This is a genomic window from Salinibacillus xinjiangensis (genome assembly GCF_009649735.1).
GTDB classification, from domain to species: domain Bacteria; phylum Bacillota; class Bacilli; order Bacillales; family Alkalibacillaceae; genus Salinibacillus; species Salinibacillus xinjiangensis.
The window spans coordinates 491,383-507,196 of the sequence record NZ_WJNH01000001.1 but is presented as its reverse complement, the minus strand read 5'-3'; the positions used below and the strand labels follow the sequence as shown (position 1 = coordinate 507,196).

At 40.1% G+C, this 15,814-nt stretch carries 16 protein-coding genes; 9 read left to right on the top strand and 7 right to left on the bottom strand.

Annotated features, from left to right (window positions below; translation table 11 throughout):
* Positions 1 to 121: 121 nt before the first annotated feature.
* Together copZ and GH754_RS02210 are read right to left on the bottom strand one after the other, a co-directional pair.
* Positions 122 to 325 (bottom strand): copper chaperone CopZ, encoded by a 204-nt coding sequence (gene copZ, locus GH754_RS02220; protein WP_153727090.1) that lies wholly within the window; start codon positions 323 to 325, stop codon positions 122 to 124.
* Positions 326 to 561: 236 nt separating this feature from the next.
* On the bottom strand, positions 562 to 1,080 hold the full coding sequence (locus GH754_RS02210; RefSeq protein ID WP_323741806.1) for a PCYCGC motif-containing (lipo)protein: 519 nt from the start codon (positions 1,078 to 1,080) through the stop codon (positions 562 to 564).
* Positions 1,081 to 1,429: 349 nt separating this feature from the next.
* Between GH754_RS02210 and GH754_RS02205 the strand changes: the two genes are divergently transcribed.
* The 4 genes from GH754_RS02205 to crcB (GH754_RS02190) are packed head-to-tail and all read left to right on the top strand — an operon-like array spanning position 1,430 to position 3,801.
* Positions 1,430 to 2,191, top strand: coding sequence for a metal ABC transporter ATP-binding protein (locus tag GH754_RS02205; protein ID WP_228550098.1), 762 nt, complete (start codon positions 1,430 to 1,432; stop codon positions 2,189 to 2,191).
* Positions 2,192 to 2,205: 14 nt separating this feature from the next.
* Entirely contained in the window at positions 2,206 to 3,027 is an 822-nt protein-coding gene (locus GH754_RS02200) for a metal ABC transporter permease (protein WP_153727086.1), read from the top strand.
* A gap of 52 nt (positions 3,028 to 3,079) precedes the next feature.
* The gene (gene crcB, locus GH754_RS02195) at positions 3,080 to 3,457 is read left to right on the top strand and encodes a fluoride efflux transporter CrcB (protein WP_153727085.1); all 378 of its coding nucleotides are present in this window, start codon (positions 3,080 to 3,082) and stop codon (positions 3,455 to 3,457) included.
* Positions 3,454 to 3,801: a fluoride efflux transporter CrcB gene (crcB, locus tag GH754_RS02190; RefSeq protein ID WP_153727084.1), complete on the top strand. Its 348-nt coding sequence runs from the start codon at positions 3,454 to 3,456 to the stop codon at positions 3,799 to 3,801. Before crcB (GH754_RS02195) ends, crcB (GH754_RS02190) begins: the two co-directional genes overlap by 4 nt.
* Here the strand turns inward: crcB (GH754_RS02190) and GH754_RS20060 are convergent.
* The 5 genes from GH754_RS20060 to GH754_RS02165 form a co-directional block, all read right to left on the bottom strand.
* On the bottom strand, positions 3,774 to 3,974 hold the full coding sequence (locus GH754_RS20060) for a DUF2197 domain-containing protein (protein ID WP_407690645.1): 201 nt from the start codon (positions 3,972 to 3,974) through the stop codon (positions 3,774 to 3,776). The genes crcB (GH754_RS02190) and GH754_RS20060 overlap by 28 nt on opposite strands.
* Before the next feature lie 73 nt (positions 3,975 to 4,047).
* Positions 4,048 to 5,121, bottom strand: a complete 1,074-nt coding sequence (locus GH754_RS02180) for a hypothetical protein (protein WP_153727082.1) — start codon at positions 5,119 to 5,121, stop codon at positions 4,048 to 4,050.
* Between the two features lie 143 nt (positions 5,122 to 5,264).
* A complete protein-coding gene (locus GH754_RS02175) occupies positions 5,265 to 6,449 on the bottom strand; it encodes a DUF58 domain-containing protein (protein WP_153727081.1) in 1,185 nt (394 codons plus the stop codon).
* Positions 6,449 to 7,405 (bottom strand): AAA family ATPase, encoded by a 957-nt coding sequence (locus GH754_RS02170; protein WP_153727080.1) that lies wholly within the window; start codon positions 7,403 to 7,405, stop codon positions 6,449 to 6,451. The genes GH754_RS02175 and GH754_RS02170 overlap by 1 nt, the downstream gene beginning before the upstream one ends.
* A 40-nt stretch (positions 7,406 to 7,445) precedes the next feature.
* On the bottom strand, positions 7,446 to 9,131 hold the full coding sequence (locus GH754_RS02165; protein WP_194841258.1) for a PucR family transcriptional regulator: 1,686 nt from the start codon (positions 9,129 to 9,131) through the stop codon (positions 7,446 to 7,448).
* Positions 9,132 to 9,339: 208 nt separating this feature from the next.
* Here GH754_RS02165 and GH754_RS02160 point away from each other — a divergent pair, with 208 nt between their 5' ends.
* The 5 genes from GH754_RS02160 to GH754_RS02140 all read left to right on the top strand — a co-directional run bounded on the left by GH754_RS02160 (position 9,340) and on the right by GH754_RS02140 (position 15,691).
* A complete protein-coding gene (locus tag GH754_RS02160) occupies positions 9,340 to 10,536 on the top strand; it encodes a cystathionine gamma-synthase family protein (RefSeq protein ID WP_153727078.1) in 1,197 nt (398 codons plus the stop codon).
* Positions 10,537 to 10,572: 36 nt separating this feature from the next.
* On the top strand, positions 10,573 to 11,781 hold the full coding sequence (locus GH754_RS02155; protein WP_153727077.1) for a M20 metallopeptidase family protein: 1,209 nt from the start codon (positions 10,573 to 10,575) through the stop codon (positions 11,779 to 11,781).
* Between the two features lie 97 nt (positions 11,782 to 11,878).
* Positions 11,879 to 12,922: a homoserine dehydrogenase gene (locus GH754_RS02150; protein WP_153727076.1), complete on the top strand. Its 1,044-nt coding sequence runs from the start codon at positions 11,879 to 11,881 to the stop codon at positions 12,920 to 12,922.
* A gap of 51 nt (positions 12,923 to 12,973) precedes the next feature.
* Positions 12,974 to 14,410 (top strand): aldehyde dehydrogenase family protein, encoded by a 1,437-nt coding sequence (locus GH754_RS02145; protein WP_153727075.1) that lies wholly within the window; start codon positions 12,974 to 12,976, stop codon positions 14,408 to 14,410.
* Positions 14,411 to 14,482: 72 nt separating this feature from the next.
* Positions 14,483 to 15,691: a M24 family metallopeptidase gene (locus GH754_RS02140; RefSeq protein ID WP_153727074.1), complete on the top strand. Its 1,209-nt coding sequence runs from the start codon at positions 14,483 to 14,485 to the stop codon at positions 15,689 to 15,691.
* Positions 15,692 to 15,814 lie beyond the last annotated feature (123 nt).

The following is a 15,814-nucleotide window of genomic DNA, read 5'->3' as shown; positions in this document are numbered from 1 at the left end:
GCCGAACGCACCCACAATCTCAGAGCCTCTAATAAAATCGCTTTGTTCACACTACAGCTACCACTAACTGAACAAAATCCCAAAGAAAAAGTGCCAGCAACCCCTGCTGGCACCCACATATTTAAGCTACATCATAACCTTGCTCTTCAATCGCTTCCTTCATTTGAGCTTCTGTTACTTTGCCTTCTTCATATTGAACTTCTACTTTCCCACTGCCTAAATCAACGTCAACACCGTTAACGCCTTCTAGTTCACCTAGGGCTCCTTTAACTGCACTTTCACAATGTCCACATGACATTCCTTGTACATTTAATGTAATACTCATATCTAAAACTTCCTTTCTTAAATTAAGTTTTATATTTTTAAGCTATAACCGCACTGGAAAAGCTTAATAATAGTATGCCTTCTTCTACTCTTGGGATTCCTTCAGCGTGGTAAGCTAATGCCCAAAATAGATTCCACTTTCACTATACCCCCCTATCGTATCACCAGTCAAATGAAATGCTAACAATTATCAAATATGTAAAAAAGCAGCCATCCCAATGACGGCTGCTTACCTGCTTATTGCGGCATTGGAGTTGGTGTTGGTTCTACTCCAAGACTTTCATATTTCGAATCAATTGTGTTTCTGATTGTTAATAGGTCTTTGCCTTGTTCATACATTTGCATAGCCTCACGGGCTATATTTACACAAATACCTCAGCCAAAGCCCATGGTATCTAACTGTACCGTGGCACCGTCGACGTGATCGACAAAACAGTCACGGTTACTTGTATGGCCGTCTTCTCCACACCCACAATAACAAGGCATATGCTCTATTACCTCTGGGTGATGAATAGCGATTTCATACGCTTCCTTTATTTCTTTTGCTTCCTCTTTTGCGAATATAGCACCTACTTCAGATGACCAAGCCTGCTGTGCCCTATCATATTGAAGTTCTTCTAGTTCATCGTTTATTTGAACATCTCCGTTTGAACTAAGGTTGGCTGAATCATCGTGATTCGGTTTGGATTCCTCCTCAGAGCAAGCGGCCAGTGCAATAAGCAAAAGGGCTAGTATTAGAAAATACCTCTTAATCATAACTACACCTCTGCCTTCGTATTGTTCGTAAACCAAGCTTAACACAAGAAAAGGAGTGATAGTGTGGCGATTTTGTGAAAGCCACACCGCTAAATCGTAATCATTATGATTTACAAACAAAACGGATTCCGTTAAAATAAAAAATACTTGGCTAGCGTTAAAGGGATTATTAGAAAATGTTTTTTATTTTCCTAGAACCCCTTATGCTTTAGTGCAAGCCGTAAGACGTCGGCAACTTCCAGGTTATAATATCTACCGACTTGACTTATAAATTCAGTTTTTCATTGAATGATATACCGTCATCACGATTATGATAGAGATAGACTCAACTTTTTATGGAGGGATCGATTTGAACAACTTATCCCCTATTTTGTCAGTTAAAGATTTACATTATAAATATGAACAGCAATATGTGCTTGAAGATGTCCATTTTGATATACAAAAAGGGGCATTTGTCGGGTTAGTAGGTCCGAATGGCTCAGGTAAAACCACCTTGATTAAGCTGATTTTAGGACTCCTTCGCCCCCAAGCAGGTGATATTCACCTGTTTGGTAAACCCATACAGAAATTTAAGGCGTGGAACCAAATTAGCTTTGTATCCCAAAAAGCCAATACCTTTAATCGTGGATTTCCTGCTACTGTATTTGAGGTCGTTTCCATGGGGTTAACTGGTAAAATTGGTTACCTGCGCTTTTTAAATAAGCAGCATAAAAACAAAATTCATGAAGCACTTCAGAGTGTAGGCATGGAGGATTATGCAAATCGAAATATAGGGGATTTATCCGGTGGGCAGCAGCAACGCGTTTTTATTGCTCGATCACTTGTTAGCGAGCCAGAGTTATTAATCCTTGATGAGCCAACAGTGGGAGTGGATACGGAAAATGTGGAGCGCTTTTACCATATGCTTTCTGATCTGAACCAAGAAAAAGGCATAACTCTTTTACTCGTTTCCCATGATATAGGAACCATTACTTCTTATGTCACTGATTTGTTATGTTTAAACAAAACGTTACATTATCATGGCAACCCGGGAGACTTCTATCAAAAATCAGACCAAGAGCTTTCCACATTTTACGGACATCCAATGCATTCCATTTCGCATGATCATTAACAGGAGGCACGAACATGATTGAGACTTTTTTAGAATTTGAGTTTTTACGAAACACCTTATATACCGGCTTGTTGGTTGGTCTGATTGCTCCTCTTTTAGGGACATTTATTGTCGTTAGACGCCTTTCATTGATTGCAGATGGCTTGTCTCATGTGACGTTATCTGGCATAGCTTTCGGACTTTTTTTAGAAAAAAAGATAGCTCTAATCGCCATTTCACCTTACTACATGGGAATTGGCTTTTCGATCATCGGTGCCATTATTATTGAGTACCTACGTAGTGTATATCAATCATTTCAGGAAATTGCTATTCCAATTATTCTTTCTGTAGGTGTAGGGCTCAGCGTCATTTTTATTTCCTTAGCAGATGGATTTAATACTGATTTATATGCGTATTTATTCGGTTCTGTTGCTGCAGTTGGACGTGGTGATTTCTATTTCATCTTCATGATTTCTATTTTTATAGTACTCGCCGTTATTTTCTTTTATAAAGAGCTATTTGCTATTTCCTTTGATGATGAGTATGCAAAGGTATCAGGTATTCATGCGAAAGCTATTCACCTACTATTCATCATTCTAACTGCACTTGCAATATCTGCATCCATCCGCATTGTCGGGGTATTACTCGTATCTGCGTTAATGACTTTACCGGTAGCAGCTAGTATCCGAATTGCCAAAAGCTTTAAAAAAGCAATCTTTTTAAGTATTGTTTTTGGGGAGTTAGCAGTACTTGCTGGTCTTGTCAGTGGCTATTACTTTGAAATTCCTCCAGGGGGTACTATAGTGGTGTCATTAGCCCTCATACTAGGGATCACCTTGTTTAGAAAATCACGCTAGAAAAGACATCCCTGAACAGGATGTCTTATTTCTTTTAAAAGGTGGGTTACTTATGCCTGCAAAATTATGGATTGGGATCGCAGTCGGCGGTGGTATAGGAGCTAGTTTGCGTTACATAATCATCGTTTTGATTGTTAGCGAAGGTTTCCCATTTGCATCTCTTACCGCTAATCTGATTGGATGTTTTCTATTACCCTATATTCTTCTCTTACCTAACGTAGATCCAGATGTAAAAAAAATGATTGGAACTGGAGTGATTGGTTCTTTTACAACCTTTTCTACCTTTTCAGTTGAAAGTATTGAACTCTTACAGAGTGGCCAAATCTTTTTCTTTTTCACTTATTTCATGATTAGTCTTTTAGGTGGTATAGGTTTGAGTGCTTTAAGCTATAGATGGATGGTCATGAGAAACCGAGGTGTTCAAGGATGATTTTCTATGTTTTTCTAGGAGGAAGCTTAGGTGCCTTATCTCGTGCCTATTTAAGTCATGTATTGAATACCAAACAATATACGTGGGGCACATGGATAGCAAACATCCTCGGCTCTTTTTTGCTTGGTTTACTCATCGCAAACCGCATAGGTGATGAATGGCAACATCTTCTGGGCATTGGGTTTTGTGGAGCTTTTACAACCTTTTCTACCTTTAGCCTCGAGATTGTAAAATTGCTAGAGCAAAGGGCATGGAAGGTTGCATTTATTTATATCCTTACATCACTAAGCATAAGCTTCCTGGTGGTTTATATCACTTATTTATACTTTAACGCTTTGTTGTGAGGGTCAAGATCATCTAGGTGAATGTTCGTGAGGTTGGTTGCCTGGCCTTGGATGCTTTGATTACAGTTTTTACAAACGTACATCTTGGATATTCCGCGCTTTAGCTTGGAATACTGGGGATCCTTTGCGTCAATCTCAAAGTCCTTTTGACATGTCATACAGGTAACTTCCATAACAAAACCCCTTTCTCGTTTTGATACTTTTATTTTACCATGAAAGCATTTTAATATGGAAAATGAAGGCCATTTAGCCTTCATTTTTTTGCCTATTTTGTATCTCCTTACGTAATTGTGATAACTCAAGCCTTAATCTAGCCAATTCTTCCTTTGTTATCTCTTCTTCACCATACCTAACTTTTTGGTATAGGGTAATGTCACCTAACTCTAAATTCAAACGATTAAACCATTCTTCAATAGTCTCATAATATTTTCTGCCATGTCCCTTTTTTATGGAAAATTCCTCAAATTGAAAGATTAATTTACGAGCTACATGTTTAGGGTGACGAGAGAACCACTGAGTGATGGATTTTTTTCGTTCAACATCATTGTTGTGTATTTTTTGAAAGGTTATATGTTTTGATGCTTGCTTTTGATCCACCTCATGAATATTTTTTTTGAAGTATTTAACGACAATCCATATCATAACTAAAGCAATAAACCCATAACCAACCCAGGCTAATACATTCATTGAATTATTAATGGCTGAAACTGTACTATCGCCTAAAAAGTTGTAATCACCCTTAGGGACGTTTTTAATCTGTAATTTTTCGGTTGAGGACTGAGATGAATCGAGTTTAAACTCTGTAATACCCGTTAATTCAACACCTACCCCTATTACTTTAAATACAGCCGATAATACAATGACCATAATTCCCCATAATCCATGAAGCAGACTTTGAATTTCCTCAAAAAACATATACATTGCTCCGCTTAAAAACAAAAATATACTAGTCACAATAACAGGGACAGGGACACCAATATAAGAAAAATGATTTTCAGATGATTGTTGCTTGAGAGAAGAGTAATGCTTTGCATAATAGCTAATCAGGACAAGAAAGAATTGAAGCATGGCGATCCATATGACTGAATTCGTTGAAAAAATGAGTGCCTCTATTATGGCAATATAAAACGTAATTAGAATTAAAGTTTTTTCATTTTCTTTGGGTCCTTCTTTTACTAAATGGATAAATCGTAATGACAGGAAAATGGCCAAAAGAATAGATAGTGTAAATGGATAATGTAGCATTGTATAAAATGCTATTCCAATTATAGGTGTGAAGATGATAAATGGAGCATACGTCCTTGTCCATTTTCGAGCCAATAAGTAGAATGCCCCCATTATCAATACAACCAGTAGATATGGCCAGAAAACAAAAGTATAATTAGACCAAATCAGAATTGGGAACAGGCATAAATAAATCAGGATCGATTCATTTAGAAAGGCAAACATAGTCTTACTACTATTCATTTAACGTCACCAACTTGTACCCTTGACCTTAACGTAGCCCCACCATCATTTCCTACCACGTGATACACTGTCATCCCTAACTGTTTCCATTTCAACAAAATCGGAATATCATCCTCCACTACATCACCAAAATAAAGAATGTTTTGGGGCTGAGAGTGTTCAATCTGGTGTAGGAAACGAGTAGTATTCAATAGTCCATTGCCTTCATTGACATAAGCGAGCAGATCCAAGGCGTGACGAAGCTGTTCTTTTCCTTCACCCTTATCTAGTTTTCCACCTCTTATCGTATTCAAATGTAAAGCAAATGGAAGCCTTCTTTTCGTTAGAACCTGACAGACATATGTCACATAGGATAATAGATTTTCAACCTCATCTGACCAGTAAGGATTTCCTAATGGACTACGGGAAGATACATTTATAACTAGGTGCCAGGTTTGGTCATTGTTTTTCTCTAGCACCTTGGTTTGAAGTGCTTGCTTCCGTGCTGAAGCCTTCCAGTGCACACGATGAAAGGGATCTGAAGGCACATAGTCTCTCGTTCCAATTGGACTCATCACATCCTCAAAAGGGGAAAAATTTGTCCGCTGATCCCCATTTACTTGGTAGAATTTTTCCTCCAAGCCGTAAACAGGTAATGACTTCGGAAAAATGATTACCTCAGTCTGGAAAACAGGTTGAAACCTCATAAATATCCAGCGAAAGCTTGTTAAGTGAGGAAATCTATAGTTTATGTGTGAGATTCTTGTGGTTCCTCTTTTTTTGGCCTCTACAGCTAGACTTAATTTCGTTTTCCCACGAGACATAATGGATAAAGGAACTTCACTTTGAATCATATTTATATGCTGACCCTTAGCATAATGTTTTACTGCTAGCACTTCCTTGACCTGGAATGCCAATTTACCATTTATAATTGGTAAGTTGGATTTATTTACAAGAGACAACTCAATCTCTTCCTGTTGATCAGGAAATAATCGAATCTTTTGTTTTGGATTCTCTAACGTTAGTTTTTCTCCTGCCTTTCGATCATAAAAAATACCTAGGACGATATATACGAGTAAAATCCCTACTAACAGAAACAAAATAGGTCGGTTAAAAGTGGCACCGATGAGTAAAATGAACGTTCCGAAGATAGCCATCCATTCATATTTACGATTTCCCGCTACCCTTTTCTTCCATTGCATCAATCTCGTTCTCCTACTTCAACAGGCACCTCTACGTGCTGTAAAATGTTTTCAATGACGCTAGTTGCTGTTTTTTGAATAGAAGCCTCCATCGTTAATTGAATACGATGTGAGAAAATATATGGGACAAGATCCTTAATGTCACTCGGAGATACATAATTTCTCCCATGAATTAGTGCTTTAGCTTGACTTGCTCTCATTAAGGCAAGGGCTCCTCTTGTACTGATACCAAGCTCTACATCCGGGTGTTCTCGCGTTTTCCTTACAACCTGAAGTAAATAATCGGTGACAACCTCCCCCACCTGTACATGCTTCACCTCTGCTTGCAACGATAGGATGTCCTCCTTAAATAAAATGGCGGAAGAGAGTTCCTCTAGAGGTTCATTCACACGATAATTTCGTAAAATCTCCTTTTCTACCTGAAGGGTTGGATAGTCCATCGTTATTTTCATTAAAAAGCGATCTAATTGAGCCTCTGGTAGTGGAAATGTACCCTGATTAGATTCAATTGAATTTTGGGTAGCAATGACGATAAACGGTTTTTCAATTGGAATTGTATCCCCATCTATGGTCGTTTGTTTCTCTTCCATTACCTCGAGCAAGCTAGACTGTGTTTTCGGTGTGGCACGATTAATTTCATCGGCTAATAAAATATTACTCATCACAGGGCCCATTCTTAGTTGAAAATCCTCGGTTTTGGGGTTGAAAAATTGAATTCCCGTTACATCACTTGGCAGTACATCAGGTGTAAACTGAACTCGCCTAAATTGGCCATCCACTACCTTAGCAAAGCTTTTAGCAAGCTGTGTCTTCCCTGAACCTGGGACGCTTTCTAAAAGGACATGCCCCTCAGCAAGAAGCGCAATAAATAACTTTTCAATTACAGGCCTCTGCCCCATAATCACTTTTTGAATAGCTTCAACTCCTTGAGTAATTTTGCTATATTTCGATTCCATCGTCTTTCCTCCTAGCTGGGACCTGTCCCCCCGACCCAGTTTATTCTAAGTTTCCTAGGGTCCATAAACGGATGCATAAGTCTATTAGGAAAACTTCATCTGGATTATCTAGGGAGCAATCGGTTAATGTTTCAATTTTTCGTAGTCGATAGACAAGGGACTGGCGGTGCAGGTTTAATTCTCTAGCGGTTTGGCTGACATTCCCTCGATTTCGACTATAGACCACAAATGTATTAACAAGGTCAATGCCTCGCTCTTGATCATATTTTAATAGCGAGCCAATCGTCTGATCAGTTATAATTTTCAGCTCATCATGATATACAAGACTCATAAGTGCCCGGTCTACTCTCGTATCAGAGTATCGATTTTGGTGACCTGGTCCTCGTTGCCGGCGACCAATTTCTAATGCCTTTTGTGCTTCCTGATAGCTTTCATAAAAGCAACGAAGTCCTGCTGTTTTACTAATTCCCCATGATAGAACGAGCTCAGGCATCACTTGCTGTAGGCGTTTATCTAGGTACTGAAAAAACTCATGAACCGTTTCATTGATGTGTTGATTTTTCACCTCGAGGAAAATAATAAAATGATCACGCTGATAGGTAATCATCGTTTGGCATGCAATTGACTTACCAGAGTAATAGATTTCATCCTCTATTCGACGCGTGATGGTTTGCTCCCAATGCTCATAGGTGGAGTGGTCCAGGTTTTTCTGGAACACATCCTGGAAGTTTTCAGGAAAGCCAATTAAGCAAACATAAGGTAAATTCACGTTATATTTTAACGATTTTGCTCTTGATAGGACATGGTCCCACGAGGTAATCTTTTCCTTAGCAAGACTCCATACGAAATCATCTCTTAGTTTCATTTCTGTTTCAATGATTGTGTTTTCCTTTAAAAAACAAAGAGCAATTGCGGTAACAGCATGCTCTAACAGGTGAACTGTTTGTTGATCAAGCAGATCATCAACTTCATGATCACTTAGTCCTTCAACAATGACAAAGCCCTGTAGTTCACTTGCTGACTGAACTAAAAACTGCAGGACGTTTTGCTCTTCCATCGAAATAACCCTTGCATTGGGAGATGTGCTATATTGGTTGGATTCAAAGGAGGTCACCATATAGCTGTACTCTTCCAACCGTAGATATTCCTTCCAGGTCTTTTCAATTTTTTTAGCTCCCTTACTTTTTCCTTTGATTCGCCCTCTTTTGTCAGTTATCATCACGCCTTTGTTAAGCTTTTTTTCAATGTAATTGGCAACATCCGCTAGACCACCATTGTTTAAAATCAAATTTAACAACTCTTGCTGAATAAGTTTATTCCGCTCAACTAGACGCTCCTCTTCCTGTTTTAAGGCATTCAATATCACCTGTATCACTTCTGCAAAGCGTATGTTCCAGGGCAGTAAGACAATTGGAAAATGATGCTGATTCGCAAATTCAATAATCCTTGAAGGAAGTTGATCAATATATCGACCGATGGCAATCGCCAGTCCAGACGCTTCAGATTCTATAACTTCTTTAACAAACTGGAACAACAGCTTTTCGTCTTCCCCACATCCTAACCCAGTCGTTAACACAAATTCATTTTTACGCACAAAGTTCTCCACAGGCATCTCAATGACAGAAACCCATTCGACAATGGATTCACTCACCGTATCCGGATGCGTTGCTAACCTGCCTTGATTAAGCAAATTAAGCTCTAGCACTTCATCCATCGTAAGCCGCATGCCTACTCCCTCCCCGCCGCTATCCAAATTGACTAAAAGATAACCATATAATTTCATACAACTTTGCGAATATTCAATTTATTGTTTGTAGCATACCATAGAATTAGAACAAAATCACAATAAAATTGTGAGCTGAAGTGGAATAGGGTAGATGTTTGGGGAATGATTGGTCTTACTATTTCACAATTATGAAAGGGGAATGATTGTCATGACTAAGTTTAACGAAGTAACAAACGCAACTAAAACCGTTTGGGCTGGTGAAAAAGACTATCTTGTACATGGTGCTACGCAGGTCCCTGTTGTACACAGTGTTTCTTTTGGGTATGACGACATTGATGAGTGGTTCGAAGTTGCCATTGGGAACAAAGAAGGTCATATCTACGGACGAAACACAAACCCAACCGTACAATCCTTTGAGGACAAAGTGAAGATTTTAGAAGGTGCTGAGAGTGCAACAAGTTTTTCAACTGGAATGGCGGCCATAAGTAACTCATTAGCTACCTTTCTAAAACCAGGTGATCGTGTTGTTACCATTAAAGATACTTATGGCGGTACAAACAAAATATTCTCCGAGTTTTTGCCACGGTTAAATATTGATGTTGTTTTATGTGAAACGGCCAATCATGAGGAAATGGAAAAAGAAGTCGCCAAGGGTTGTGACATTTTATATTTGGAAAGCCCAACAAATCCAACCGTGAAAATTACCGACATTAAACGAATGGCAACCGCAGCCAAAAAAGTAGGCGCTCTCGTTTTTGTTGATAATACATTTGCTACTCCAATGAACCAAAATCCACTTTCCTTAGGAGCAGACCTAGTGATTCACAGTGCAACAAAATTCTTAGGCGGTCACGCTGATGCTCTTGGGGGAGTCGTATGTGGAAAGGAAGATTTAGTCGAAAAAATCTACCATTACCGTGAAATTAACGGTGCTACACTTGATCCAATGGCAGCTTACCTACTGCTTCGTGGCATGAAAACATTAGATTTACGGAACGAACGTCAATGTGCAAGTGCTATGAAAATAGCGAACTATTTGAAGCAGCATGAAGCGGTTGAAGATGTATTTTATCCAGGCCTAGAAACCCACCCAAACCATGAAATTGCCAAGAAACAAATGAAGAACTTTGGTGGAATGCTAAGCTTTTCGTTAAAAGAGGGCCTTGATGGGGTTCGTGAATTTTTACCAAGATTACAATATGCAAACCGGGCCGCTAACTTAGGATCAGTAGAAACAGTTGTTGGTCCTGCAAGAACGACAAGTCATGTGGAATGTACACCTGAGGAACGAAAAGCCCTTGGTATTCCTGAAGGTTTAGTCCGTTACTCGGTTGGCATTGAAGATGTAAACGATTTAATTACGGATTTAGAGCATGCTTTATCCTATGTTCCAGTTAAGAATTAAGCGTTCATGAAGGGTAACTGGGGGTGTTAAAAACCAATGACTTTCCTAAAAAAAGCGCTCTCTATGAAAGCGGAACTTCGGGCCATTCGGCGGCAACTACATCAGTTTCCTGAGTTGAGCTTTTTGGAATATAAAACGACCAAAAAAATAAAAAATTATTTGAATAGCATTGATAACATGGTGGTTCTAACAGGGAAAGAAAATATTGGGTTAGATACTGGTGTTGTCGGGATCCTCTCTAATGGAGAGGGTCCGACGATCGCCATTCGAGCAGACATTGATGCCCTCCCTATAGCTGAAGAAAATAAACATAATTATAAATCACAGCACAAAGGTGTGATGCACGCATGTGGCCATGATGCTCACACTACCATCGGACTTGGAACAGCTCAATTACTTGCCACTGAAATGAATAAAGGAAAATTAACGGGTAAACTAGTCTTTATTTTTCAGCCTGCTGAAGAGGATACCGATGAAAATGGGCTAACCGGTGCACCACACCTGATTAAGGGTGGAGTGTTAGAAAAAGTGGATGCGGTCATGGCCCTTCATGTAAATCCAGAAGAACCGGTAGGAAATGTCCTGATTAATGAAGGATACAGCATGGCTAGTGTCGATACCTTTGAGGCTACGCTCCATGGCTCAGGTGGGCATGCCGCCTATCCACATCACGCCTCAGACCCCATTTGGATGTTGGGTACTATATTGCAGCATATTCAGGGCATTGTTGCTCGAAAAGTTTCTCCCTTAGAGCCTTCTGTCATCAGTGTCACCCATATCGAAACCACTCCATCCTATAACGTCATACCTAATGAAGTAAAACTCCAAGGTACCATTCGCAGCTACCATCCGAGCACAAGATTTCAATTAGAGGAAGAATTAAATAAGGCATTAGAGCTTACTCGGTTTATGGGTGGTGATTACACATTATCGGTGAATCACGGAGAACCTGTTCTTTATAATAATCCATCTGTAACAAGGTGGTATGAACAAACCGTTCAGGACATCCTCCCAGAATTTACAATTGAGCACAAACCATTTGGTCTCGGCGGAGAGGATTTTAGCCATATGACAGAGCGAGTACCTGGAGCCATGTTTTTTCTCGGAGCCCAAAAGGATCAGCAGCCGAATAGGGGGTTGCACATGCCTGAATTTGATATTAACGAGGATGCAATCATTTACGGAATTACTATCTTTGCAGAAACCGCAAGCCGCTTTTTAAAAGGAATATATAAGATAGGTTGATTGATTCCATAAATTGACCTTACTAGATAGGTCAGTTGATTCCATACATTGACCTATCAAGATAGGTTAGTTGATTCTACAAAGGAGGGAAATGAGTATGACACACAAAATTGCATTTATTGGGTTCGGTGGTGTCGGTCAGGGACTGATGGATATATTACGAAGAAAGGGACATCACCTTGCAGATGATCTCAGCTTAGACATTGAAGTCGTCTCCATCTCTGACTTAATGAAAGGATCGATTCACAATCCTAACGGGCTTGATTTGGATCAAGTAGCAAATGTAATGAACAATTCTGGCAATCTAGCAGATTATCCTGACGATGAAGGGTTAGTTCGAGGCTGGGATAGTTTAACGACAATCGAAAAAACGAATGCCGATACTATTGTTGAAATTACATTCACAGACGTCAACACGGGTCAGCCCGCTATCGACCATTGTAAAGCAGCCTTTGATAATGGAAAAAATGTTGTCATGAGCAATAAAGGGCCGATTGCGGTTGCCTATGAAGAATTATCAGAGCTTGCAAAGGAAAATGGCGTACGCTGGGGATTTGAAGGAACTGTGATGAGTGGAACTCCTGCTTTACGTATGCCGCTTGTATCCCTAACTGGAAATGAAATCACTGAAATACGCGGCATTCTTAATGGCACAACAAACTACATTTTGACCCAAATGGAAACCGGCATGGCTTATGAGGATGCCCTAGCACAAGCACAGGAGTTGGGCTACGCCGAAGCAGATCCAACTAGTGATGTAGAAGGCTATGATGCCCTTTATAAAGTAGTCATCTTAGCGAATGTGGTCATGGGCCTTCCACTAACAAAAAAGGATGTGGCCTGTGAAGGAATCTCAAGTCTCACACCTGCTGACATTCAGGAAGCAAAGGCTGAGAACAAACGGTGGAAAATGCTCGGAAAAATTTATAAGGAAGGAAATCAAGTTTACGCTTCTGTCAAACCTGAAAAAATTGACGTGACCGACCCACTTGCTGGTGTGCAAGGAGCAACCAATGCCATTACCTATGAGTGTGATCTCTCTGGCCCTATAACGTTAATGGGCGCGGGGGCAGGAATTACAGAAACCGGTTATTCTCTTTTAATTGACCTAATCAATATCGATCGCAACATCGTAGAGTAAATCATAGCTTGGTTCTTAAGTCTGGATTTAATTCGAAAGGAGTGTTAGATGATGAAAGCCCAAGTAGAGCAAGTAAAAATGTGTGTAGGAGGAGAATGGGTCAATCGTAAGAATAAAATTGATGTCTACAATCCCCAAAATAATGAGCTGATTGCAAGTGTACCTGCCGCAAGCAAAGAGGATATGCTGAGGGCTATTGAAGAAGCAAAGGAAGGCGTTGAAATTGCAGCCGAAATGCCTGTTCACGAACGTATATCCATTTTAAATCGAGCTGCCAATTTATTAGCGGAACGAAAGGAAGAATTTGCCCAAACAATTGCTCAGGAAGGAAGTAAAACTATTCGTGAAGCAGCTGGTGAAGTCACACGAGCTATTGAAACGCTTCGCATCAGCGCTGAGGAAGCGAGAAGAATTAAAGGGGAAACCATCTCCTTCGACCAAAGACTTGGAAGTGAAAATCGAGTTGGCTATTATTATCGCTTTCCAATTGGCCTAATCGCAGCCATAACTCCTTTTAATGATCCACTTAATTTAGTCGCTCATAAAGTCGGTCCAGCTGTTGCAAGTGGAAATGCTTTAATTGTCAAACCAGCCTCCGTAACACCACTAAGTGCATTAAAGCTTGCTGGTTTGATGGAGGAAGCAGGACTTCCAAAGAAAGTGCTCAGTGTTATTACTGGGCGTGGCAGTGAAATTGGTGACCTTTTAATTGAACATGAGGATATTCAAATGATTTCCTTTACAGGCGGCTATGAAACCGGACATGAAATTAGCACCAAAACTGGAGTGAAGAAACTAGGCATGGAATTAGGCTCTAATTCACCGGCCATTATTTTAAAGGACGCGAATCTTGAAAAGGCAGTCAGCTCTACAGTATCCGGAGCATTTGCCGCTGCTGGCCAAAACTGTATTGGGGTTCAAAGAATCTATGTAGAGCGAGAAGTTTACGATGAATTTAAAACCGAATTCATCAAACGTACAGAACAATATGTGACAGGTGATAAGCTTTCTCCTGTTACCGATATGGGACCTTTAATTACAGAAAAAGAAGCCATTCGAGTAGAAAACTGGGTAGACGATGCCCTTGATAAAGGTGCACATCTCCTATGTGGCGGAAAGCGTAAGGGGGCGTTTTATGCGCCAACCGTAATTGAGCAACTCCCTGAACATTCCATTTTAGCATCTGAAGAAGTATTTGGCCCTGTCGTCATTCTTTATGCTGTCGATGATTTTGATGAAGCCATTCAAAAATCCAACGATGTAGATTATGGCTTACAGGCTGGTATTTTTACGCAAAATCTAGAACACGCATTTAAGGCGATTCATAAGATAAAGGTAGGAGGAATTATGATTAACGACAGCAGTGATTATCGAATTGATGCCATGCCATTTGGTGGGGTGAAAAAATCCGGAATTGGTCGTGAGGGTATCGAATATGCGATCAATGAAATGACCGAACCAAAAGTTGTCTGCTTTAACTTAGCCTAACTAAGGTTGGGACTGTGCTCGCCAATGCGGCAGCAAATTCGAGTGCTTAGCACCAAGAAAGGAGTGAAAGGGATGTTTGCGTTAGGAGAATATAAAGAACGAATGAAAAAAACGAAACAGAAGATGAACGAAGAAGGAATTGAAGTCTTAATACTCGTTAATCCTTCCAACATGAATTATTTAAGTGGCTATAACGCCTGGTCATTTTACGTCCATCAAATGATTATCGTGATGGTCGATGAAGAACAGCCGATTTGGATCGGAAGGGAAATGGATGCCAATAGTGCACGGATATCCACATGGATGAACAATGACTATATCATTTCATACCCAGACGACTATATACAATCAGATGAAAAGCATCCTATGGAGTTTGCTGCTGATATTCTAAAAGAAATTGGGCAGGCAAACCGGGTCATTGGCCTTGAAATGGAAACGCACTATTTTAGTGCTCTTTCGTACCGAAAATTGGTCAGTAGCCTACCGAATGCCAAATTTAAAGATGCAGGCCAGCTTGTGAACTGGGTAAGAATTATTAAATCACCTCAGGAAATTGCCTATATGAAAAAAGCAGGTAAAATTGCTGAGTCCGCTATGCAGCGAGCATATGAAACGATTAATCAGGGGGTACGTGAATGTGATGTAGCGGCAAATATTTATCATGCACAGGTTAGCGGTACGGCCGAATTTGGCGGTGATTATCCTGCAATTGTTCCTATGATTCCATCAGGAAGAAAAACATCAGCTCCTCATTTCACATGGACAGATGAATGTTATGATGTGAATGATCCTGTCATCATTGAACTTGCAGGCTGCTATAATCGTTACCATTCTCCTTTAGCTCGAACAATGGTCATTGGCGAGCCAACGGAGGAGATGGCAGATACCTCAAAGATTGTCGTGGAGGGTTTAAATAAAACATTAGATTTTATTAAGCCAGGTGTAACGAGCGAAGAAATCGAAGACGTTTGGCAACGTGAAATCGCCAAATATGGTTACCATAAATCATCCCGCCTCGGCTATTCAGTCGGCCTAAGCTATCCACCTGATTGGGGTGAACATACCATCAGTATCCGGCCAGGAGACAAAACTGTCATCCAGCCAAATATGACACTACATCTAATTCCAGGCTTATGGTTTAAAAATTACGGGGTGGAGATTAGCGAGGCCATTCGAATAACGGATCAAGGCTGTGAAACGTTAGCTGATTTTCCTCGGGACTTATATATTAAAAATCCAACTCCACCTCTTTATATTAATGGTACTACATTGCCGAAGTAGGTTTATTTAAGGGCCAGCCTCAGTTTTTGGGGCTGGCTATTTTGTGGTTGATGTAGGGCGACTGAATGAGGGTGGCTGGCCGTTGGTGCGGTGCGGCGTTGAGGCTAAAGTTAATGGTGAATT

Bases quoted from the DNA above. Each gene is read 5' to 3' on its own strand.
- GH754_RS02155 (WP_153727077.1), top strand. From the start codon at position 10,573: ATGACTTTCCTAAAAAAAGCGCTCTCTATGAAAGCGGAACTTCGGGCC.
- GH754_RS02200 (WP_153727086.1), top strand. From the start codon at position 2,206: ATGATTGAGACTTTTTTAGAATTTGAGTTTTTACGAAACACCTTATAT.
- crcB (WP_153727085.1), top strand. From the start codon at position 3,080: ATGCCTGCAAAATTATGGATTGGGATCGCAGTCGGCGGTGGTATAGGA.
- GH754_RS20060 (WP_407690645.1), bottom strand. From the start codon at position 3,974: ATGGAAGTTACCTGTATGACATGTCAAAAGGACTTTGAGATTGACGCA.
- GH754_RS02140 (WP_153727074.1), top strand. From the start codon at position 14,483: ATGTTTGCGTTAGGAGAATATAAAGAACGAATGAAAAAAACGAAACAG.
- GH754_RS02165 (WP_194841258.1), bottom strand. From the start codon at position 9,131: ATGCGGCTTACGATGGATGAAGTGCTAGAGCTTAATTTGCTTAATCAA.
- GH754_RS02170 (WP_153727080.1), bottom strand. From the start codon at position 7,405: ATGGAATCGAAATATAGCAAAATTACTCAAGGAGTTGAAGCTATTCAA.
- GH754_RS02150 (WP_153727076.1), top strand. From the start codon at position 11,879: ATGACACACAAAATTGCATTTATTGGGTTCGGTGGTGTCGGTCAGGGA.
- GH754_RS02160 (WP_153727078.1), top strand. From the start codon at position 9,340: ATGACTAAGTTTAACGAAGTAACAAACGCAACTAAAACCGTTTGGGCT.
- copZ (WP_153727090.1), bottom strand. From the start codon at position 325: ATGAGTATTACATTAAATGTACAAGGAATGTCATGTGGACATTGTGAA.
- crcB (WP_153727084.1), top strand. From the start codon at position 3,454: ATGATTTTCTATGTTTTTCTAGGAGGAAGCTTAGGTGCCTTATCTCGT.
- GH754_RS02145 (WP_153727075.1), top strand. From the start codon at position 12,974: ATGAAAGCCCAAGTAGAGCAAGTAAAAATGTGTGTAGGAGGAGAATGG.
- GH754_RS02175 (WP_153727081.1), bottom strand. From the start codon at position 6,449: ATGCAATGGAAGAAAAGGGTAGCGGGAAATCGTAAATATGAATGGATG.